Source organism: Ferrimonas sp. SCSIO 43195 (assembly GCF_023716685.1).
Taxonomy (GTDB): Bacteria; Pseudomonadota; Gammaproteobacteria; order Enterobacterales; family Shewanellaceae; genus Ferrimonas; species Ferrimonas kyonanensis.
On the sequence record NZ_CP072679.1, the window covers coordinates 2,166,969 to 2,187,563 of the forward strand.

Annotated in this window: 20 protein-coding genes; 9 read left to right on the forward strand and 11 right to left on the reverse strand. The window is 56.4% G+C overall.

All coding sequences use genetic code 11. The features are described from left to right. Window positions 1–54 precede the first annotated feature (54 nt). The 3 genes from J8Z22_RS10275 to J8Z22_RS10285 form a co-directional block, all read right to left on the reverse strand. Entirely contained in the window at window positions 55–468 is a 414-nt protein-coding gene (locus J8Z22_RS10275; protein WP_252010289.1) for a glutaredoxin domain-containing protein, read from the reverse strand. 330 nt (window positions 469–798) lie between these two features. Further along, window positions 799–1,782, reverse strand: coding sequence for an ABC transporter permease (locus J8Z22_RS10280; protein ID WP_028112491.1), 984 nt, complete (start codon window positions 1,780–1,782; stop codon window positions 799–801). Next, window positions 1,779–2,663 carry an ABC transporter ATP-binding protein gene (locus J8Z22_RS10285; RefSeq protein WP_252010290.1) on the reverse strand — a complete coding sequence of 295 codons (885 nt, stop codon included), beginning with the start codon at window positions 2,661–2,663 and terminating at the stop codon, window positions 1,779–1,781. Before J8Z22_RS10285 ends, J8Z22_RS10280 begins: the two co-directional genes overlap by 4 nt. A gap of 192 nt (window positions 2,664–2,855) precedes the next feature. Here J8Z22_RS10285 and J8Z22_RS10290 point away from each other — a divergent pair, with 192 nt between their 5' ends. Beyond that, window positions 2,856–3,743, forward strand: coding sequence for an ABC transporter substrate-binding protein (locus J8Z22_RS10290; RefSeq protein WP_252010291.1), 888 nt, complete (start codon window positions 2,856–2,858; stop codon window positions 3,741–3,743). Here the strand turns inward: J8Z22_RS10290 and J8Z22_RS10295 are convergent. Next, window positions 3,740–4,045 (reverse strand): hypothetical protein, encoded by a 306-nt coding sequence (locus tag J8Z22_RS10295; protein WP_028112494.1) that lies wholly within the window; start codon window positions 4,043–4,045, stop codon window positions 3,740–3,742. The two genes, J8Z22_RS10290 and J8Z22_RS10295, sit on opposite strands and share 4 nt — an antisense overlap. Window positions 4,046–4,348: 303 nt before the next feature. On the opposite strand from J8Z22_RS10295, the gene J8Z22_RS10300 reads away from it, so the two are divergent. The 4 genes from J8Z22_RS10300 (at window position 4,349) to J8Z22_RS10315 (ending at window position 9,921) form a co-directional block, all read left to right on the forward strand. Next, window positions 4,349–5,275 carry a DmsE family decaheme c-type cytochrome gene (locus J8Z22_RS10300; RefSeq protein ID WP_252010292.1) on the forward strand — a complete coding sequence of 309 codons (927 nt, stop codon included), beginning with the start codon at window positions 4,349–4,351 and terminating at the stop codon, window positions 5,273–5,275. Between the two features lie 12 nt (window positions 5,276–5,287). Beyond that, window positions 5,288–7,300 carry an MtrB/PioB family decaheme-associated outer membrane protein gene (locus J8Z22_RS10305; RefSeq protein ID WP_252010293.1) on the forward strand — a complete coding sequence of 671 codons (2,013 nt, stop codon included), beginning with the start codon at window positions 5,288–5,290 and terminating at the stop codon, window positions 7,298–7,300. 206 nt (window positions 7,301–7,506) lie between these two features. Beyond that, window positions 7,507–8,979 (forward strand): methyl-accepting chemotaxis protein, encoded by a 1,473-nt coding sequence (locus tag J8Z22_RS10310; protein ID WP_028112497.1) that lies wholly within the window; start codon window positions 7,507–7,509, stop codon window positions 8,977–8,979. 63 nt (window positions 8,980–9,042) lie between these two features. Continuing rightward, complete coding sequence (locus J8Z22_RS10315; RefSeq protein WP_252010294.1) at window positions 9,043–9,921, forward strand: D-hexose-6-phosphate mutarotase; 879 nt, start codon at window positions 9,043–9,045, stop codon at window positions 9,919–9,921. A gap of 98 nt (window positions 9,922–10,019) precedes the next feature. On the opposite strand, the gene J8Z22_RS10320 is transcribed toward J8Z22_RS10315, so the two are convergent. The 3 genes from J8Z22_RS10320 to hemG all read right to left on the reverse strand — a co-directional run bounded on the left by J8Z22_RS10320 (window position 10,020) and on the right by hemG (window position 12,085). After that, window positions 10,020–10,673, reverse strand: coding sequence for a deoxynucleoside kinase (locus tag J8Z22_RS10320; RefSeq protein WP_028112499.1), 654 nt, complete (start codon window positions 10,671–10,673; stop codon window positions 10,020–10,022). Window positions 10,674–11,032: 359 nt separating this feature from the next. Beyond that, window positions 11,033–11,533: a cytochrome b/b6 domain-containing protein gene (locus tag J8Z22_RS10325; RefSeq protein ID WP_028112500.1), complete on the reverse strand. Its 501-nt coding sequence runs from the start codon at window positions 11,531–11,533 to the stop codon at window positions 11,033–11,035. A 27-nt stretch (window positions 11,534–11,560) separates the two neighbouring features. After that, window positions 11,561–12,085 carry a menaquinone-dependent protoporphyrinogen IX dehydrogenase gene (hemG, locus tag J8Z22_RS10330; protein ID WP_028112501.1) on the reverse strand — a complete coding sequence of 175 codons (525 nt, stop codon included), beginning with the start codon at window positions 12,083–12,085 and terminating at the stop codon, window positions 11,561–11,563. 364 nt (window positions 12,086–12,449) lie between these two features. On the opposite strand from hemG, the gene J8Z22_RS10335 reads away from it, so the two are divergent. Further along, the gene (locus J8Z22_RS10335; protein WP_028112502.1) at window positions 12,450–12,647 is read left to right on the forward strand and encodes a hypothetical protein; all 198 of its coding nucleotides are present in this window, start codon (window positions 12,450–12,452) and stop codon (window positions 12,645–12,647) included. A gap of 180 nt (window positions 12,648–12,827) precedes the next feature. On the opposite strand, the gene J8Z22_RS10340 is transcribed toward J8Z22_RS10335, so the two are convergent. Both J8Z22_RS10340 and speB read right to left on the reverse strand, forming a co-directional pair. Next, entirely contained in the window at window positions 12,828–13,853 is a 1,026-nt protein-coding gene (locus J8Z22_RS10340) for an acyltransferase (RefSeq protein WP_028112503.1), read from the reverse strand. 188 nt (window positions 13,854–14,041) lie between these two features. Then, entirely contained in the window at window positions 14,042–14,959 is a 918-nt protein-coding gene (gene speB, locus J8Z22_RS10345; RefSeq protein WP_252010295.1) for an agmatinase, read from the reverse strand. Between the two features lie 214 nt (window positions 14,960–15,173). Here speB and J8Z22_RS10350 point away from each other — a divergent pair, with 214 nt between their 5' ends. Continuing rightward, window positions 15,174–15,437 (forward strand): hypothetical protein, encoded by a 264-nt coding sequence (locus J8Z22_RS10350; RefSeq protein WP_252010296.1) that lies wholly within the window; start codon window positions 15,174–15,176, stop codon window positions 15,435–15,437. On the opposite strand, the gene J8Z22_RS10355 is transcribed toward J8Z22_RS10350, so the two are convergent. Continuing rightward, a complete protein-coding gene (locus J8Z22_RS10355) occupies window positions 15,434–16,858 on the reverse strand; it encodes a Mur ligase family protein (protein WP_252010297.1) in 1,425 nt (474 codons plus the stop codon). The genes J8Z22_RS10350 and J8Z22_RS10355 overlap by 4 nt on opposite strands. A 39-nt stretch (window positions 16,859–16,897) precedes the next feature. Beyond that, window positions 16,898–17,311 carry a lactoylglutathione lyase gene (gloA, locus tag J8Z22_RS10360; RefSeq protein WP_028112507.1) on the reverse strand — a complete coding sequence of 138 codons (414 nt, stop codon included), beginning with the start codon at window positions 17,309–17,311 and terminating at the stop codon, window positions 16,898–16,900. 762 nt (window positions 17,312–18,073) lie between these two features. Between gloA and uvrY the strand changes: the two genes are divergently transcribed. Both uvrY and uvrC read left to right on the forward strand, forming a co-directional pair. Continuing rightward, window positions 18,074–18,715, forward strand: coding sequence for a UvrY/SirA/GacA family response regulator transcription factor (gene uvrY, locus J8Z22_RS10365; protein WP_090364930.1), 642 nt, complete (start codon window positions 18,074–18,076; stop codon window positions 18,713–18,715). Window positions 18,716–18,727: 12 nt separating this feature from the next. Continuing rightward, complete coding sequence (gene uvrC, locus J8Z22_RS10370) at window positions 18,728–20,566, forward strand: excinuclease ABC subunit UvrC (RefSeq protein WP_252010298.1); 1,839 nt, start codon at window positions 18,728–18,730, stop codon at window positions 20,564–20,566. Window positions 20,567–20,595 lie beyond the last annotated feature (29 nt).

Genomic DNA, 20,595 nt, shown 5'->3' on the forward strand with positions numbered 1-20,595 from the left:
GGGGTTAAATCAGGGTTAACAGGGCCGTTGATGCGGCCACCGATGCGGTGCGTGTTACTGCCTGAGCAGGTGGTGTTTCTGAAGTTGCCGTTGCAACAGGGGGCGGTTGAAGCCGTTGATGATCATGTCGCCGACCACAATCTTGGGTACGCCGCTGGAGTCCAGTGAGGCGTACAGTGCATCGGTGGTGGCGTTGCCGGCCTCGACATCCCGTTCCAAAAATCCAATGCCGTTGGCGGTCAAATACTCTTTGGTTTGCTTACAGTAGGGGCACCATTGGGTGGTGTAAACCACAATAGGGGCGTTAACGTCCTTAAAATGGGCACTGGTATCGGTAATGATAAATTCGGGGCCGCGCTGGTAGCGATCCCAGCCGGCTTTGGCGCCGAGGCCGATCCCCAGACCGATGACCACCATCAGGACCAGGCTGGCACTCTCTTTTGCGTAATGAAGCAGGGATGATTTCATGGCGACTCTCATGCCGTGGCTGATTGCGTGACGCAGTTGGCGCAGCAGGTGGTGGGCGGTGTGGTGTTCAGGACGGGGAGCACCGAACCATAATGGCGGGCGTAAGGGCGGTAAATGGGACCGGTTCCTGAATGCTTCATTTGAAAATCCTTTTCAATATTAATTCTTTGCCATGGCTGGCTGTGTTCAAGCTATCACCGGCAGCGGGAACGTCAATGGGGCAGGAGGGCGAGACCAAGGACAGCGATTGTAAGTGATGTTCCAGTCTGTGGGTGGGAGATGGCAGATGCGGCGCGGGAGAGACGAGCTCTCCCGCTGTGGATTAGGGGGTCAGTTCCAGCGGAAGCGCCAACTGGCCAGCGCCATTGCCAGCAGGGTAAACAGCGCCAGTGGCCACAGGTGGTGGGCGATGGCACCGAGGCCAGCGCCGTCGATGATCACCGCCCGGTTGGCGTCATTCATGTGCGTCAGTGGCAGTAGATCGGCCAGGGCCCGAACCCAGGGCTGGCTGCCCTCGAGGCTGAACCAGATTCCGGACAGCAGCATCATCGGCCAGGAGAACAGGTTCAGCATGCCATTACTGAACTCCTCGGAGCGGGTTTTGCTGGCCACCAGCAGACCGAGGCTGATCATTGCCGCCGATCCCAGGGTGGTGGTGAGCAGCAGCAGCAACGGATTACCCACGATGGGGATCGAGAACAGCAGGCACACCAGGGTAAACACCACCGCCGAGGTGGCGACGATGGTGCCGAGCCGGCTAAGCAGTTGCGACGTCAGAAACTGCCAGGGTTTGAGTGGGGTGACCTGCATCCGCCTGAGCACGCCGGTGCGCCGATAGCGGACCACGACGTAGCCGACGCCATAGAGGGCGGAAAACATCATGTTCATGCCGATGATGCCCGGCAGCAACCACTCGACATGACGCACGGCCTGGCCCTGAATCGTTTGTTTGGTCAAATGGGGCGCCCGGGCCAGCAACAGCTGCTCGACGATGTAGCCCCGGGCAGAATCGGGGTTGACCCAGTAATGGTCCCCTTCGATGGCGAGATCCACCAGGTGGCGGGCCACCTTGTGTTTAGCCAATGCACTGTCGGCGTAGGGGATCAGCTCGATGTGGCGCAGATCCCGCAGCGCCGAGACGGTGCTGGCCGGACCGACGACGCCGATCTGATACAGAGGCTTGTCGTTGTCATCAAACACCAGGGTAAGGGCGATGACCAACACCAGAGGAAACAGCAGCGACCAGCCGAGGGCGGATTTGTCCCGCCCAAACTCCAGGTTTCGTGCGTGAATCAATGCTAGCAGGGCGTTCATGACTGCAACGTGCTCCCGGTGAGTTTCAAGAAAAGGTCTTCCAGGTTGGGCTGACGAATATTGAGTCCTTGCAGCGATACCCCGGCGCCACTGAGCCATTTCAGCACCCCGTCGGTGTCTCTGCACTCCAGCAACAGTTGCGGCCCCTGGCGATGGACTCGAATTTCTGCGGCGGGCGGTTCCGGCAAACGGCGATCCGAAGGCAGCGACACCAGATGGGGAAAGAAGTGATCCTCAATCAACGCCAGTGGGCTTTGTTCGGCGATGATCTGACCCCGATCCATGATGGCGATGCGATCGCAAAGTTGCTCCGCTTCCTCCATGTAGTGGGTGGTCATCAAGATGGTTTTGCCCTGGGCTTTGACTTTCTGCAGCAGGGCCCAAAACGCCTGGCGGGCATTGGGATCCAGGCCGGTTGTGGGTTCATCGAGAAACAGCAATTGCGGGTCGTTGACCAGACTCATGGCCAGCAGCAGTCGCTGACGTTGGCCTCCGGACAGGTGGAAATGCAGCTGATCCGCTATCTCGGTGAGCTGACACTGCTCCAGTAATGGCTCCAACGCTACCGGCTTGGGGTAGAAGCTGGCAAACAGTTTCAGGCAGTCACGCACGCTCAGGTAGTCGGGCAGGGCGGTGGATTGAAACTGAATGCCGATGGCGTGCTGGTACGCCCGGCTCAGAGGCTGGCCATTAAACAGGATGGTGCCCGAGTCCGGCGGGGTGATGCCTTCCAGCATCTCCAGGGTGGTGGACTTACCGGCGCCATTGGGGCCCAGTAGTCCGAAGCAGCTGCCTTGTTCGATGGCCAGATCGATGTGGTCTACTGCCAATTTGTCGCCGTAGCGTTTGCTCAAAGCCTGGGCATGTATCAGGGTGCTCAACGGAATGCCCTTTTACCTAAATGCAATTCAATGGCTCATTGTCCGAGCCTTTCGTTATGCAATCACTGTGGGTTTTAACAGAGTTTTGTGCCGGTTGCCGGAACTGTGCAATGGCTCTGACTTTGCCGTTTCGACGCTGCGGTCTGCGGTGTCGGCGGAGTATGCTGACGCTTGGAAAATCGGGAGCCTGATATGTTTGTGAATCGATGGCGTGGTCGCCTGTTGTTATTGCTGGTGCTGGTTGCGCCGGCCAGTGTGTGGGCTCAGTTAAGGGTGGTGTCGCTGGCGCCGAACTGGAGCCATACGGTGGCCGAGTTGGGTCAGGAGCAAAGCCTGGTGGGCGTGACCCGTTATGCCCGTTTTCCCGACAGCATTCCCGAGCGGGTGGCCCGTGGTGAACTGGCGGTGGTGGGCGGTTTTACCGACATCGATGTGGCGGCGGTGCTGGCGCTGAAACCGGATTTGGTGCTCACGGCAACGGGATTGCAACGAAAGTTGCAGCAGACGTTGCAGCAACAAGGGGTGCGGGTCATTCACATGCAGGAGCGCAGCCTGGATGAGGTCTATGCAAAGATTCGGGCCCTGGGTCAGGCCCTGGACGTGCCCCAGGCGGCCGGCGCCATGGTCGAACAGATTCAATCACAGTTGGCCGAGGTTGCGCGCCAGTATGCCAATCAGCCGCCGGTGCGTGTCTATTATGAAATCAACTACCTGTACAAATGTGTGCCGGGTGCCGATTCCTACATGACCGAACTGATTCGATTGGTGGGGGGCGAGCCGGTGTTTGCTGAGCGGCCGGGCATCGCTCCGGCGGTGAGCTGGAGTGAGGTGGTGGCGGCCAATCCTCAGGTGATGTTGATGCCACTGTGGCCCGATGCCGGCGGCCCGATTTTTGACGGGCCTCAGGCGGGCAGTGGCACCACCACGGTGGCAGAGGTTCGGGCCAGAGAGCAGGCCGAAAAGGTGGATGCGGTGCGCTTGGATCAGGTGCGTTACATCGATTCGGCGGTGACCAAACAGGCCGGTCCCAGCATTCCGCGGGCCGCACGGTTATTGGCCGAGGCGATTCACGGCGGTTAGTCGCCGGTTACCACCAGGTTATCCCGGTCTTCTTCCGACAGAAACTGCTCCACCTTGCCGCAGCGACGACAGGCGTACAACTGCAGTGGCTGCTTCAGGCTCAGGGCTTGCAGCAGAGTCTGCAGCGCCGGCGATGGGGTAACTGGCATCGCCTGCAGCGGGATGTCACAGCGCAGGCATAAAGGCATGGTGGCGACGTCTGGCCGTTCGGTGTCATGGCTGCGGGCGGTGCAGCAGTGCCAGCATTGGGAAAACGCGTCGTCGTCGATCAGAACATTACAGTTGTTGCATACCCAGGCCACAGGCTTCTCCTCTTGAGTGTGCGAATGACTATATCGTCATTGTCATATGCGAGTCTACGATAATAATTTCTTCAAGATCAGTTAACTAGCTCAAACTCCTGTCGCTTGCTAGTGCATATCTAACCAGGGCAACCGCCGAGTGACATCAGGCCGAAAAAATTGTGTTAGCCCGTTGGCAAAACCGCGATCACTGTGAAAAGCCCCAGAGTATTTACGTCTCTAACCCATTACCGTCTTGGGCAATGGGCGGCAGGATCGATGATGTTCAATCGCCTTAATTTCGATAAAAACAGCTTGGCAGAGATGATGATGAAAACAGTGACCGCTTTTGGAGCGATGATACTGGTGGCATTGGGTACCGCTGGCGCGGCCCAGGCTCAGCAACAGGATGTGCTGTTGCAACTGCAACAGAAATTTGAACAGGGCAAATACTCCAAAAAAGGGGCCGATGGTTGCATGATGTGCCATCGCAAAACCGAGGGTGTGGATGCCATTTTTGATGGTGTCCATGGCGATCCCAACACCGTCGCTGGCCCCATGGCCGGACTGCAGTGTGAAGCCTGCCACGGGCCTCAGGGTAAACACCGGGGTAAGAATGAGCCGATGCTGACGTTCGGTAAAGACTCGCCATTAACCGCCGACATGCAGAACAGTGTGTGCCTGGGGTGTCACGATGACAGCCAGCGGATGGACTGGCATGGCTCCGCCCACGTCTCGGAGGAAGTGGCCTGTACCGATTGTCATCAGCTGCACATCGCCAAAGACCCGGTGCTCAGCCGTAGCGGTCAGAACGACACCTGTCAGCAATGCCACACCAAGGTAAAAGCGGACAGCCACAAACGTTCTGCCCACCCGATCAAGTGGGATGAGATGAGCTGCAGCGATTGCCACAACCCTCATGGCTCCATGGCGGAATCGGCGTTGAATGAACCCATGCTCAACGACACCTGCTATCAGTGCCACGCCGACAAGCGCGGTCCTTTCCTGTGGGAGCACGCGCCGGTAATGGAAAATTGCGCTAACTGCCACGATGCTCACGGCAGCGTCAACGAAGGCATGCTGAAGACCCGGGTACCGATGCTGTGCAAACAGTGTCACGCCGAGTCCAACCACCCAAGCACCGTTCCCGGTGGCAATGGCAGCATACAGACTGCTGGCCAGGGTTGCCTCAACTGTCATAGCCAGATCCACGGCTCGAATCATCCGTCCGGTCAGGCGTTTCAGTTTTAAGGGAGAACTAAAATGAAAACTCAAATCAGTGTAGTGGCTGCCACCCTGCTGGCCTTGTGTGGCCAGGCGAACGCCTTCGATTTTGGTGTGCCAGCGGCCAACACCAGCAAGGCCAAAACCGACTCCTGGGCATGTAAGAAGTGCGTCAGCAGCGACAGCATTCAAGGCAGCGTCGGCCTTGGCCTGGGCAGTGCCATCAGCAACGACGATCATGCCGCCAACGCTCTGGGGTATGAAGATGGCTTTGCCGCCTCGGTAGACGCGGATCTGCTGCATCGCAGCGAGTCCGGTATTCGTACTAGCGTCGAGGCCAAGGAACTGGGCAGTAAGCGCGGCGATCTGGCGGTCACCGCCGGCCGAGCCGGTCAATGGCAATTGGGTGCCAGCCTGGATCAGAAATACAGTGTCGATTCGACCAGCGCCCACAGTGATCTGTTGGCCAGTGGTGACACCTTGGTACGTCAGTCGGCGCCGGTACAGCAGCAACTGGACAAAGAGCGCCAGCAGCTGGGTTTCAATGCCAAGTACATGGGCAGTCATTGGGGCAGCTACCTGTCGATGACCAGCGAATCCCGCAAAGGCAGCCAGCGCAGCAGCATCAGTAATGGCGGTGTTGAAGCGCAGAACATTGTGGCTCCCATCGACAGCACCACCCAGAACCTGACGGCGGCGGTGCATGTGAGTGGGGGCGCCTGGTTGGCGGAAGTCGGCGTCAAAGGCAGCTGGTTTGACAACGACATCGACAGCCTGGCTCTCGAAGGCGCTGCCATTCCGTCTCAGGCCGGGGCGCCGGACAATGAGGCTTACTCTGTGTACCTGAAGGGCCGCTATCGTCTTGGGGCCACTCAGGTGAGTGGCCGAGTGGCCAGCGGCAGACAGACTCAGGATCAGGACCTGGTGACTCTGACCGGAGTACCGGCCGGAGTGACCGCGGCGGATCTTCAGGTCGATACTCTGGACGGGCAGTTGGCGCTGGTAAGCCGGTTGTCGTCGAAATCGACGCTGCGGGCATCGATGATCTACAACGACCGCGATAACGCCTCCACCTTGTATGAGTTTGATCAGCTGCGCTTCGATGCCCTCAGCGGCACCGTAGAGCAGACTCAGGCGGTGGATCGCACTTACGCTACCTACAAGGTCGCGAGCGATTACCGTTTGGCCTCCGGTCACAAACTCAGCGGTGGTGTGGACTACAAGCAAACCGAGCGCAGTGCCGGCGACCGCGAGGACACCGATGAGCTGACGGCCTGGGCACGCTATCACTGGTCTGCTGCGGCCCGTTGGGACATGCGGGTAAAAGCCAGCTTCGGTCAACGTGACGGCTCTCGCTATCAGGCCGGGGCAGCCACCTCGACCGAAAGCAATGAGCTGATGCGCAAGTATTACCTGGCGGATCGAGACCGAACCAAATTGGAGCTGGAGATCAGCCATACGCCACTGGACACTGTGTCTCTGGACTTCAGCACTTACTACGCCATGGACGACTACACCGATACCGACATCGGCCTGACCGAGTCCGAGGATTATGGCTGGGATCTCAGCGGCCACTGGCAAGCGTTGTCCAGCGTATCGATCACCGCCTTTGGCGGCATGCAGTGGATTGATAACGAGCAACTGGGCAGCGACAGTGGCAGCTACGCCACCTGGGCCACCGAGAATCACGATGAATTTGGCTATGCGGGCGTGTCGTTGGCCTACACCGGTTTGCAGGCTCAGGGCATTCAATTGTCCGTGGATTACCAGTACAGCTACTCCGGCAGTGATGTCGATACCAGTGGTCAGCCGTTTGAGGATGACTATGAGTCCGACAGTCACAGCGTGTCGGTGAACGCCGGCTATGCCATCAGCACCGCCGCCACCGTGGGCTTGCGCTACCAGTATGAGCGTTACCAGGACAGTGACTATGCCGAGATTCCGGTGGAAAACTATCCGGGCCAAGGGGTAACCGGCCTGACGACTCTGGGCCAGCTGAGCCAGAACTACAACGCTCACCTGATCATGCTGACTTTGAGTTATCGCATGTAAAGGGTGTGGCAAGCATCACACTAAGCGGGCTTCGGCCCGCTTTTTTTGTGGCTTTGATTCAGTAACGCAATGAAAAGTAATCAAAGTGTGATCAACAAAGAAGTTTTATCATCGGATGAATTTGAATAGAGTTTTTACTCTATTTCTTTTGGTTTGATTTGATTACTCTGAGGAGGTGGGGTAACAGACTGATAAGGAAAAACATCATGAACCCTGTAACGCTGTGGCGTCACTGTTTTCAACCTCAAGACGCTCAATGGACCAACGAACAAGCACGCTACGTTGATACCGCCCTTTTTTTCCTGTTTCTCTCTTTTCTAACCGGCGTGTACAGCCTCATCAAATGGTCCGCCAATGGCCATGAAGTGCTGACTCAAACCTCGATATTGCTGATTATTGTCGAGTTGGCGGCGGGGCTGACCATCCGCTTTTTCCGTGCGCCGGTGCTGGCCCTGAATTTGGGTTTCTTCGGCATGAGCCTGCATTGCCTGAATATGATCTATCAGACCGGTGGCTTTATCGGTTCCAGTCAGAGCCTGTGGGTGCCGGTGATGATCATTGCGTTTTATCTGTGCGCATCGTCGCTGATGGCGTCGCTGTGGTCGTTACTGATCGGCGGTGTCACCCTGGCGATGGTGGTGGGTTTTCTGGAGGGGACGGCCTTTCCCGACATGGCGCTGACGGGGCGGGCACAAACCATAGAGATGCTCTCTGGTGTGGTGGTGCCACTGCTGGTGATCGCCACCGCTCAGGGCTTTACCGCCAGGTTGCGTCGCAAGGCGTTGATCGACTCCGAGCAGGCACAGTTGGAGATGTCGGCAGCGGCGGAGCAAGCCCGTCAGGGCCAGCAGCAGCTTAATGAGGTGATGCAGCAGGTGAAGGTCAACGTCAATCAGTTGATGGAGTTAGCCGCGGATCTGGATGGCCAGTCCCACTCTTTGCATGAGCATGTGGACACCTTGAATGAAAACTGCAGCGGTCAATCCTGTGCCTCTGAGCAGATGACTGCCCAGTTACAGCAGCTCACCGAAGATATGAACCGCTCTGATCAGTTCGTCTCCGATTTGCAGCACCACAGTGACACCATCAACCAGCAGGCCCAGCGCAGCTCTTCCAGCTTGCAGGCGTCCACCGATGCCATCGATCGCATCCTCACCGCCAACGAGAAGATCACCAGCGTGGCGGATTTGATTACTTCGGTCGCGGAGCAGACCAACCTGTTGGCGCTGAACGCTGCCATCGAAGCCGCCCGCGCCGGAGAACAAGGTCGGGGGTTTGCGGTGGTGGCGGAACAGGTGCGGGAGTTGTCGGCCAAGAGCAACGGCGCGGCCCTGGAGATTCGCACTATCCTCGAAGAGAGTCGCAAGGAGGTCAATCATGGTCAGCAGGTGATGCAGTCCACCACCTCGGAGATCTCCGGCATCATCGCTCAGGTGAGCAATACCCAGCAGGAAGTGACCCAGTTGACCGACATTATTAAGCACCAGGCCCAGGCCGTAGAAGAGCTGTATACCGCCAGTGCCGAGGTGTCCTCCGGCGTGGTGGACACCAACAGAGTGGCGGAAGAGGTGGCACAGCAAGGGGCGCAACTGGCCAATCAAGTTACCACCATCAAGGGATTGACTGCCTCGCTGACCGGCGTGATGGACAGCGGCGTAACCGGCATCCGGGCAGGTTGAGGTTTAGCGGGATAGGGCGACTGGGTCTATCCTCAGTGCTTGGGCGGCATTGAAGAGGTACCCATGCAAGCTGCGCTATACCCAGTCTCAGAACAGCAGATCACCGATTCGGTTTCTAAGGCCTTCCTGAAGGGAGGCCTGCCGGTGTTGATCATTCGCAACCCGTTTGCCGATGCCATCATCAGCCTGTTCGGGGCCCAGCTACTCAGTTACCGCCCCCGTGGCGGCAGTGAGTGGTTGTGGCTGAGCGATGCCGCGCGCCTGGACCAGACACGGCCGATACGGGGGGGCATACCCATCTGCTGGCCGTGGTTCGGCCAACACCCGCAGATACCGGGGGCACCATCCCATGGGTTTGCTCGAACTCAGATGTGGCAGCTGGACGCGGTGTCCGACACCAGTCGCGGCACCACCTTGTCGCTGTTTCTGTCTGACGATGACGTCAGTCCGGATTACTGGCCGTTTGCGTTTGAACTGCAACTGGACGTGACCATCGGCCACCAGTTGGAGCTGTCCCTCACCGGCCACAATTGTGATCATCATCATTGGCGCTTCTCCACCGCATTGCACAGCTACTTTAATGTGGGGGAGGTGAGTAAAACCACGGTATACGGTGTCGGCGATCGCTACCGGGACAAGCTCAGCGGCCAGAGTGTCATCGATACCGGTCCGCTGCAGGTCTGTCCCCCTCTGGATCGCATCTATCCGGGCGCCCAGCCTCAGGTGGTGATGGCGGCGGCCCAGCACAGTATCTTGTTGGATCAGACCGGCATGGACTCGGTGGTGGTGTGGCATCCGGGCCAGCAACTGCCGCAGGACATGGGGGTGGCCACCGCCGCGTCGATGCTGTGTGTCGAGACCGCGGCACTGGGCAGCGATGGCATCACCCTGGCACCGGGCAAGGCCCATCAGCTGAAACTGGTGATCAGCCGTCAGGCATAAAAAAAGCCGCCTGACAGAAGGCGGCTGAATTTCATCGGGAAGGATTGACTTAAACGGTCAACACCCCCAGTAGACGCGAACGTCTTAGAAAATGCATTCTAATCGGCGTTCAATACCTGACACACCTCAATCACTTGCTCTGCCAGACCTTCCGGGCAGCCGAAATGGGTCCAGTCAACAGTCAGCAGCTGGGTGTTGTACTTGTCGCAGATGTGCGGCAGGAAGGTGTTGTGACAGTCAGAGATCAACTGAATGTAGCTTTGTGGGGTACCCACTTCGGCGTCGCGACCTCGGCTCAGCATGCGCTCGTAGGAGACGATAGGATCGGATTTCAGGTACACCACGGCGCTGACCTGAGGGTAGTCTTCCAGCTTGTCCTGAATGTCGTAGTAGTAATCCAGGTCTTTGCCGTCGGGGCGGCAGGCCTCGGCCAGGTTGGCCTGACAGAAAACCAGGTCGGAAAACAGAGAGCGTTCGATGATGTAATTAAAGCCCGGATCCAGATCCTGGCAGGTCTCGGCGCGCTTGTTGGTGATGTAGCGCTGGAAGTTAATTCGCTGCGACGGATCGTTGGTGAACGCCTTCAGCAGACGTTGAAATTCCGGATCGGTGTCCACCTCTTCGATGATCAATCGCCAAGGCCTGTCATCAAGATTGCTTAACCGGTCAGCCAGTTTGGGGAGTAGGGTGGATTTGCCTACGCCAATGTTGCCTTCAATGGCGATCAGTTTGAAATCTTGAGTTTGGTTCACGTTCGACGGCTCCTGTAAATTGGAACGCGATGATAGCAAAAATGTAAGAATTTAAAACGTAAAAAAGGCCACTTTTGTTGATGTTTTTCTTGTCAGAATGGTTGACAGTGCATTAATTGCTGATGACTTTGCATTTTTCGTCACTTTAATGATTAAATTAAGTTCAACTAACATTTAAGCGTATGTTATTTAAGCTTATATTCGCCATTGGTTAAAGCGAGGGCTGTCTGATTTGTTCGATTATTGTACGGATTTGCGCCGAGTCAGCGCCAGGCTGGCTTGGTCATTCTGTCGTTTCGGTGACGATTATGATCGAAAGCGGGCAAATGCCTGGGTCTTAACCAGGCATTGTGGTTTTGTTAGCGCAACATCTCGAGGAAGTGGCTGAAAGAAGCGATGGCATGGATGATCAGATACCAGAACAACGCCGAGGCCAGATCGATATGGCAGGCGCGCAGCGTCATGGCCATTGAACTGCCCTGAGTCAGCAACCAGGCACAGCCGGTCAGCCCCACCAGTACCATCAGGATCAGGCCAAACCCTTCGATGAAGGTCAGCAGCCCAGGGGCGCCCGCTGCGGGAAGTTGCTTGTTTTTGAGCTGGCGTAAATCATTAATGATCGGAGAAAACTGACCAACACACCAGCCAAAATACAGCCGCCACTGGCCCAATCGACAGCACTTGTACAGGAAGCACAGGCTGAGCAGGGCAGTGACCACCCCCAAAGCGATGTGGTTATAGTCCCAGAACCCAGCATTGGCGTGAATTCGATTGGCCAGATGCACCTGACCGGCAGTACTGAACAGCCAGATTGCCAGTAATGCCAATAGAACATGAAGGCGTTCAAACAGTTGCGACATTATCTATCCTTGTTAGCCGTTGCGGTGCTAATAATTGGCCACTTGGCGGGAGAAGCGATCCACCTTTTCCCAGTCGGTGTACTCGATGCAGCTGTTGAGGTCAGTCGGCCCCTTGGTGATCCGCATGATGAAGCGGATGATGTGCTTATCCAGGAAGTTGTATCTCTGGTAGTCGATCATACCACCAAACACCTCCATGAAGTCCGGCATCCAGGCGATGCGTTTCAGGAACGCCTGCATATAAGGGTTGGTTTGCGGACTGTCTTTACCGGGCTTTCTGGCGACCAGGCTGACCGAGAAGAAGCCGGCTGGCTTTTGCTCTAACACGGCCTGGTGTTTTTTAATGAACTGAAACACTTGGTGAGAGTGCTTACCGTGCTTGATGCTGGCCCCGATCAGAATTTTATCAAAGGGCAACAGGTCCAGATCAGGTTCAGCCAGATTGTGTAAGGTAACGATTTCGCCCTTCTTCTCCAGTTGTGCCTGAATTTGTTTGCAGATTTTTAGGGTTTGGCCTTTATCGGTGGAATAGGCGATTAACGTATTACTCATGTATTCTCCAGCTGATCAACCTTGGGTCGACCGGGTTATGATAGCGAATAGCCCCAAGGGTTTAATTTGAACAGGATCACCCCTTGGCAGGTTGGGGTCCTGAGCGTGGACTTAAGTGCCCGTTTTGTGACCTGAAAAGCGACTGTGAGTGGTGGGACAACAGCGAGTTACACAGGTTCAATGGGGTTGTTACATTATGGCGATTTTCAGTCGCAGGTGGATGCTGAATGGAGGGGCTCTGAGTTTACCTTGAGCGACATTCATATTAAACTTAGGTGACTTGATAATTTTGGTGATATACTTAAAAGGTACTTTGTCACTGTCTATGGGATAACTCCTATCCCGCGTTGTTGAAGTAGGAAAAATGAGAATTAAATTAGAACAGCTAAATAGCGATGAGCTTGATTATCTCTATAAGTTGCGCAAAGCAAGAACTTTAGCAACTCTGGAATTAATGACGGAAAAGCTGGAGCGTGATGCTGCCAGTAGCGCAGAAGAAGCCTCTATTTGCCGAGCTTTCGACGTTCGGGAAACGGAGATAGAGCAGGGGCGTTACGTATAAACCCGTTTTCGGTTTATGGATTCATAACCTCCTAGTTGAATATATAAGCCAACGATCTGATAACGCTCTGTTGGGTTTTCCTGTTACCGCTCAGTTGTCGATGCCCCTTCATGTTTTTAAAAACCTGTTTTTTATCTGACACTTGAACACCGACGCTGGTCGGTGTTCAAGTGAGATAATTCAAGGAACCAAGCGTTTTACCAGCGGAATTCGTGCCAGTACCATGGTCAGCAGCAGCGCACTGACTAAGGTCAGAAGCGACAACGCCGGAATGGCCAACCAGTTGCTGCCAAACCATTGATAAAAGCCGTTGCCGATCTGGCGCACCGGGATTAACAGCAGTGGATGAACCAGATAGATACCAAGGCTGTATTTGGAGACCAGTGATATCAGCTTACGTGTTGTCTCATTGATGTTGTCGGCCCACTTTTGAGCGAGTACAAAAATCATACCGGCAATGGCTACGGTATTCAGGGATTTATATCCCATGAAGAAACTGCTGTATCCCTGTTTTAATTCGCTGAACCACCAACTGCCAAACACATTGACAACCATGGCTGTGAGTCCGGCGAGCACCCACCATTTACGACTGTTATTATTGTCGTTATGGAATAAATACCATCCGAGTATGAGATAGCCGCTATAGAGAATTATATTCTGACGAAGTGGTGTTTCTACTTTTAGCCAGTGCATCAAGGTCAATAACAACCAGCCGGCAATCACCAGCCTGACCCGCTCTTTTCCCATGGCCGCCAACAGAGGTGCTAAAAGCGGAATCACAAAGTAGAGCGGAATAAAATCATAGAAAAACCACAGATGATACCAAACCGGCTCATTGGGAGAGGCGACAACGTTTTCAATAAACGGTTGAATATTAAATGTTTCTGACGCAAATGAGGGCGCAAGAGAATAGATAAGTGTCCAGCCAATAAAAGGGATGGCCACTTTGGACAGGCGTCGGCTCAGGTAGTAGCGGCAATCGAAAGGGCGACTGTCCGACAGTAGCAGTGCGCCGGTGATCATCATGAATATTGGCACCGCCCAGCGAGTCACGGCGTTGTAGCTGCTGGCCGCTAACCACTCGGTTTCCGGGGCAAGCCCATACAGATGGCGCCAGGGACCGAGCACGTGGATGATGACCACGGCGATGGCGGCCAGGCAGCGCAGCAAATCCAGATAGAAGATGGTGTTCTTCTGTGTCGACATGATGTCTCCTTTTTGCCTCGGGTCACTGGGCAGGATCCGAGTTGGCGTTGTGCCGCCCTATGTTGTTCGAATAAACCATCAGCATACCTCAGTAAATCAAGAGGAAACAGTAGGCTAACTTAATCGGTGTTGAACCAAGGCCAACTAAAACGCCGCCCTCAGGCGGCGCTCATTGGTCCCAACCGCAACTATTTCTGGTGGGCGACCACGTACAGCAGTTCGGTGGCGATGGTGGCTGCCGCCAGTGCGGTGGTTTCGGCGTGGTCGTAGGCGGGGGCCACCTCTACCACATCCATGCCCACAATCGGCAATTCGGTCAATTTTCGCAGCACCTTGAGTACCTTATCCGTGGTCATGCCGCCGCAGACCGGGGTACCGGTACCCGGGGCATAAGCAGGATCCAGGCAGTCGATATCGAACGTCAGGTACACTGGCCGGTCTCCGACCCGGGCGATGATCTGCGCCGCGATCTCATCGGCGCTGAGATCGTTGGCGCGGTCGGCGGTCAGTACCTCAAACGGGTGGCCCTGATAGTCGTATTCGGTGCGGATGCCGATTTGTATCGAGTGCTCGGTGGCAAGCAAGCCCTCTTTGGGGGCATGGTAGAACATGGTGCCGTGATCGTAGCGGCTGCCCATACTGTAGGTGTCGGTATGGGCGTCGAAGTGCACCAGGGCCAATTGGCCAAATTTCTTGGCGTGAGCCCGCAGCAGAGGCAGGGTCACGAAATGGTCACCGCCAAAAGTGAGCATCCGTTTATCGGCATCGAGCAACGCGCTGGCATGGGTTTCGAGGCCCTGCAGTAACTGCTCGGCATCGCCACAGTCGAACACCAGGTCGCCGCAATCCACCACAGACAGCCGATCCGCCAATGCAAAGCGCCAGGGGTAGCGTTGATCTTCCCAGGCCAAGTTGACGGAAGCGCGCCGAATGGCATCGGGGCCATTACGGCTGCCGGGCCGGCCGGTGGTGGCCAGATCGAAGGGCACACCGGTGACCACCCAGTCGGCTTTCGACTGGGCAGGACGAAACTCCAAGGGGTGGCGCAAAAAGCCAAAGGCATTGGAGTAAAGCGAGTAATCTTTTTTATCGGCAAGCGTTGCCATACTAACCTCAACACCCATCACGTTGGATGGCGCTGGTAAAGGGGTGAACGAAGGAACATTTTCACCCGAGCTTCGGCGTTTGTCACCCTGTTCCCCTCGGCATCGGTGCTTTTTACTGCGGATCTGCTGTAACTATGAGCAGTTACCCGTTTCCGGGGCGAAATGTGGCGCCGCCTTCATTACACTGAGGCTACCCTGATTTTGGAGAAAACCGATGTCTCATCAATGGCGTGTCGAATGGCAAGGGCATAAGATTCGAGTCCAGTCGACCTGGGCCGCCGGTACCCGGTTATACCTGGACGAACAACTGGTGGATCGCAACGGTGCCGTCTTTGGCTTGCCAGCACTGCAGCGGGTCGTGGGCCAGCTGGATGGTCTGCCGGTGACTGCCGAGGTGCAGTATCAGATGTTCTGGCCCACGGTGAAGATTCAGGTGGGCGAGGCGCTGGTTTTCGAAAAGCGCGCCCGGGCGTTTTAACGGTCGGCTGGCCTGAGCTGAGTCAGAACCTGCCAGTCGCCGTCATAGGGGCTGGGTTGGGAACGGTCGGCCTTCAGGTACTGATACTGTTCATCACCCTTGCCGCACACCATCAACAGATCGCCGGGGTGCATGGCCGCCAGAGCCGTGCCGATGGCGGAGCGGCGACAGGGAATATGCCGGGCCGCGTGGTCCGGATCCATGCGCTCTAGGATCTGTTCAAGCGGCCGGCCTAACGGATTGTCGCTGGTAAAATAGCAATGGTCGGAGAGGGCCAGCGCAGTGTGGCCAATCTGGGCGGCGTCTTCTAGTCGATCGCCGGTGACGCCCACCACGGTGTGGATCGCTCCCCGGCACTGCTGACGAGCCTGTTTGAGTAACAGATTCAGGCTCGGCTGGTTGTGGGCATAATCGATGATGGCCTGGCTGCCGTCCGCCCAGTCCAGTCGTTGACCCCGCCCCGGTACTTGCCGCAATTGCGCCAGTCGTTGCAGGACCACGGTCAGAGGCTGGCCGGCGGCCAGCGCCGCGCCGATCATCGCCAGGGCGTTTTCCACGTTGTACTGGAAGGGCAACCACAGGCGGCAGGGGTATTGGCGCTGCTGATAATGCAGCACAAACTCACTGCCTTGTGCGCCACTGCGGCGAATGTCGGCGTACAGGGTTGCATCGGGATCGGTGCAGCTGTAGCCGATGACATCGGCCCGTTGGCGGCAGCGATCGGCAATCACCGCAGCGCTGTCGTCATCCAGGTTGATCACCGCGCAGCCACCAGGCTTAAGCCGATCGATAAGGCGCAGCTTGGCCTGTTGATAGGCATCACGATGGCCATGAAAATCGAGGTGGTCTTCGCTGACGTTGGTGTACACCGCCACATCGAACAGCATGGCGTCGACCCGGTCTTGGGCCAGTGCGTGGCTGCTGACCTCCATGACGTGGTGTCGATACCCCTGTTGCCGCAGCTCATGAAACTGATTGAGCAGGGTCACGGCATCGGCGGTGGTGTTCAGTTGCGGCACCAGGTGATCGCCGGCAAGCCGGCCTAGGGTGCCGCTGTAGCTGCTGTGGTCTTCCTGGTTTAGCAACTGATGCAAGCCATAGGCTACCGTGGTTTTGCCATTGGTGCCGGTGACCCCAATTTGGGTCAGTTGCTCCGCAGGGAATTGCAGGTAGCGATTGATCAGGCTGATGCTGGCGGCGAAACTGCCGGTCACCAGGCAGGGGATCGGCAGTGACAGCGGCCGGGTGGCGATCACCAAGCCAGCTCCGGCTTTGACGGCGGCCTCGGCGAACTGATGGCTGTCCTGATGCAGGCCCTGTTTACAGACGAAGGCGTCACCGGATTGAACGGCGCGACTGTCGAGGACAAAGCGGGATGGAGCCAGGCGGTGCAGGGTGTCGACAAGCGTTGATTTGGTCATAGAGAGTAGGCCGGGCCTGCTGGCCCGGCGGAACCGCGGTTAATTGTCCAATCCAGCACTGGCCTGACTCTGTTGAATCAGCTCGATCATGTAGCCATCGGGATCACGGACAAAGGCGATGTGGGTGTTACCACCCAGTACCGGGCCGGGTTCGCGGGTCACCTCACCACCGGCGGCTTTGATCTTGTCACAGGCTTGGTAGATGTCGTCAAACCCGAGGGCCAGATGGCCAAAGGCGTTGCCGTTATCGTAGTCGCTGACGCCCCAGTTGTAGGTCAACTCCACCACGGCGTGGCCATCCTTCTCTTCACCGTAGCCCACAAACGCCAGGGTGTATTTATACTCAGGATTTTCAGATTTGCGCAGCAGGGTCATGCCCAGAACATCGGTATAGAATTGAATGGAGCGATCGAGATCGCCCACGCGCAGCATGGTGTGCAGCATTTGAGGCATGGGGTGCGTTCCTTGATTGTCTGTTATGGCGCAAAGTGTAATGCCAAATTGATTCGGGGTCGACCCGCCACCGGTCGCAATGCCATCAGGGGAGCAAAAAAGACAGCCCCCAGTCGGTAGTTAAAAAAAGTGAGGGTATCAGGCAGTTAATCTGTCTTTCCGTCACAGTCGGGTCTGGGAGGGGAATCATAATGTCGGCCTTGCGGGGGCTGTGCGAATTGGGCCAAGGCTGCGATTGTGGATACGGCTTGGCGTGGATCATCGATACCAAGGCGTCGGCCGCGACCGTTAGCGACATTGTTGCGCCAGTTGCAGTTGTTTGGTCTATATTTGGGCATCTAATCCAGAGTAAACCGCTGGTGATATTTTCCTGGGTGGGGTTTGGTGGTGGTGATTTGGCCTTATAAGCGCATGATTATTCGTGGCTTGCGACTTTGGCCATGGCCGGTGTGCGCGATTGCCGCCGGGGCGATAGAGGGGGTGACAAAGCCGGTTTTTTTGGAGTAAATCCTTGATAAGCTGGTTCAAATTTAAGGCTCGCTGGCTGTTACGTAGAGTTGCCAAACCGGCAGGCTAGTCGGCATGGCTGTTTGTGAGTCAATTGATTAAGTGCATTAATAATCAATAGTTTATGCGAGTGACCATCGGCAGGGACCGCCGGAGTGTAAACCGGGGTAAGCTCTTGATCACATCAGTAATTTCAGTATTATCGAAGGACTGCTGACTGAGCAGTGATAACGGTTTGTATAAAGGGGTTGGCGTTTGATCCATATCTACCTAGTTGACGACCACGCATTGGTACGCACCGGCATCCGCCGAATCTTGGATGATGAACGGGGCATCAAAGTGGTTGGTGAAGCCGAAGACGGTGAAGTCGCGGTAAACTGGTGCCGCAAAAACGATGTCGATGTCATCTTGATGGACATGAACATGCCGGGTATTGGCGGGCTGGAAGCCACTCGCAAGATTCTTCGATTCAATCCCGACGCCAAGATCATTGTACTGACCATTCACACCGAAGAGCCGTTTCCCACCAAGGTGATGCAAGCCGGTGCCGCAGGTTACCTGACCAAAAATGCGCCTCCGGGAGAAATGGTGCAGGCGATTCGCCAAGTGGCGTGCGGTCAACGCTACCTGTCGCCGCAGATCGCTCAGCAGATGGCGCTGAATAAATTCAAGACCGAAGAGAATCCGTTTGACGATCTGTCGGAGCGGGAACTGCAGATCATGATGATGATCACCGCCGGGCAGAAGGTCAGCGACATCTCTGAAAGCCTGAATCTGAGCCCCAAGACCGTCAACAGCTATCGTTATCGGTTGTTCCAGAAACTGAACATCGGTGGCGATGTGGAGTTGACCCGTCTGGCGATTCGCTATGGTATGCTGGACGCAGAGAAACTCTGATTCCCAGCTTGAATGACCGACACCCAATTTGATGCCAAGGCGTTTTTAAAGACCGTGACTTCCCAACCTGGGGTGTATCGTATGTACGATGCCCCAGGCGGCACGGTGATCTACGTCGGCAAGGCCAAAAACCTAAAGAAACGACTCAGCTCCTATTTTCGCACCCAGCTGCCCGATGCCAAAACCCAGGCATTGGTGGCCAACATCGGCTTTATCGAAGTCACCGTTACCCACACCGAAACCGAAGCGCTGATCCTGGAGCACGACTACATCAAGTTGTACATGCCCAGGTACAACGTGCTGCTCAGGGACGACAAATCCTACCCCTACATCTTTCTGTCCCAGCATCGACACCCCAAACTGGGGTTTCATCGCGGTGCGCGGCGGGCCAAGGGCCGGTATTTCGGTCCGTTTCCCAATGGCGGCGCGGTTCGGGACAGTCTGCATCTGATGCAAAAGTTGTTTCCCATTCGTCAGTGCGAAGACGGCTACTACAAAGCCCGCTCTCGCCCCTGCCTGCAATACCAGCTGAAGCGCTGCAGTGCCCCCTGCGTCGGCAAAATCAGCGATGAGGATTATGCCGAACAGGTCAGAATGGCGACGCTGTTTCTGCAGGGCAAAAATCGCCAGGTGATTGAGCAGTTGGTGGGCTGGATGGAGCAGGCCAGCAACGAGTTGAATTTCGAGAAGGCGGCCCTGTACCGGGATCAGATTCAGGCGATGCGCACGGTCCAGGAGCAGCAGGGCGTCCACGGCTCACTGGGGCAGATGGATGTGGTGGGGGTCGCCACCGACAACGGCATGGCCTGTTGCCACCTGCTGTTCATTCGTGACGGCAAGATTCTAGGCAGCCGCAGTTATTTTCCCAACCTGCCGGCGGACACCAGTGACGATGAGTTGCTGACCTCGTTTCTGCTGCAGTTCTACCTGGGTGGTGGCGACGAACGTCAGATCCCGCCGGAGATCATCTTACCGCTGATGCCGGACGACCAACTGCCGTTGCAGGAGGCGTTGGCCCAGCGTGGCAACCATAAGGTGACCTTAAAGCACACCGTGCGGGCCGATCGGGCCCAGTTTCAGCGCCTGGCTCAGACCAATGCGGTCACCGCACTTTCCAGTAAAGTGGCGCACAAAACCACGGTGGCCGACCGTTATCGATTGCTGAATGAGACGCTGGAGCTGAGTCAGCCCATCAGCCGCATGGAGTGCTTTGACATCAGCCATACCATGGGCGAGCGCACCGTGGCCAGTTGCGTGGTGTTTGATGCCGAGGGCCCATCGAAGCGGGATTACCGGCGCTACAACATCGATGGCATTACTCCCGGGGACGATTATGCCGCCATGGCCCAGGCCCTGAGGCGACGGTTTGATAAAGTGGTGGAGGAGGTCAACATTCCCACCATTTTGTTTATTGACGGCGGCCGTGGCCAGTTGAGCCAGGCGGAAGCCATTGTTGAGCAGACCCTGGGCGCCAAAGGCCTGAGATTGCCGCTGTTGATAGGGGTGGCCAAAGGTGAGGGCCGTAAACCGGGCCTGGAGACTCTGTTTGTCGGTTTTAGCCGCGAGGTGATCGACCTGGCCGCCGACTCACCGGCTCTGCATCTGATTCAGCACATTCGCGACGAGGCGCACCGGTTTGCCATCTCCGGACATCGGGCCGCGCGGGGTAAGGCTCGCTCCCAATCCACCCTCGAGCAGATCCCTGGAGTGGGGGCCAAGCGACGCCAGTCACTGCTTAAATACATGGGCGGAATGCAGGAGATCAAAGGGGCCAGTGTTGAGGAATTGAGCAAAGTACCGGGAATTAGCTCAGAACTGGCACAAAAGATACATGACGCATTGCGCGGCTAACCGCTTTTGGGCATGATTGACGGCTACGT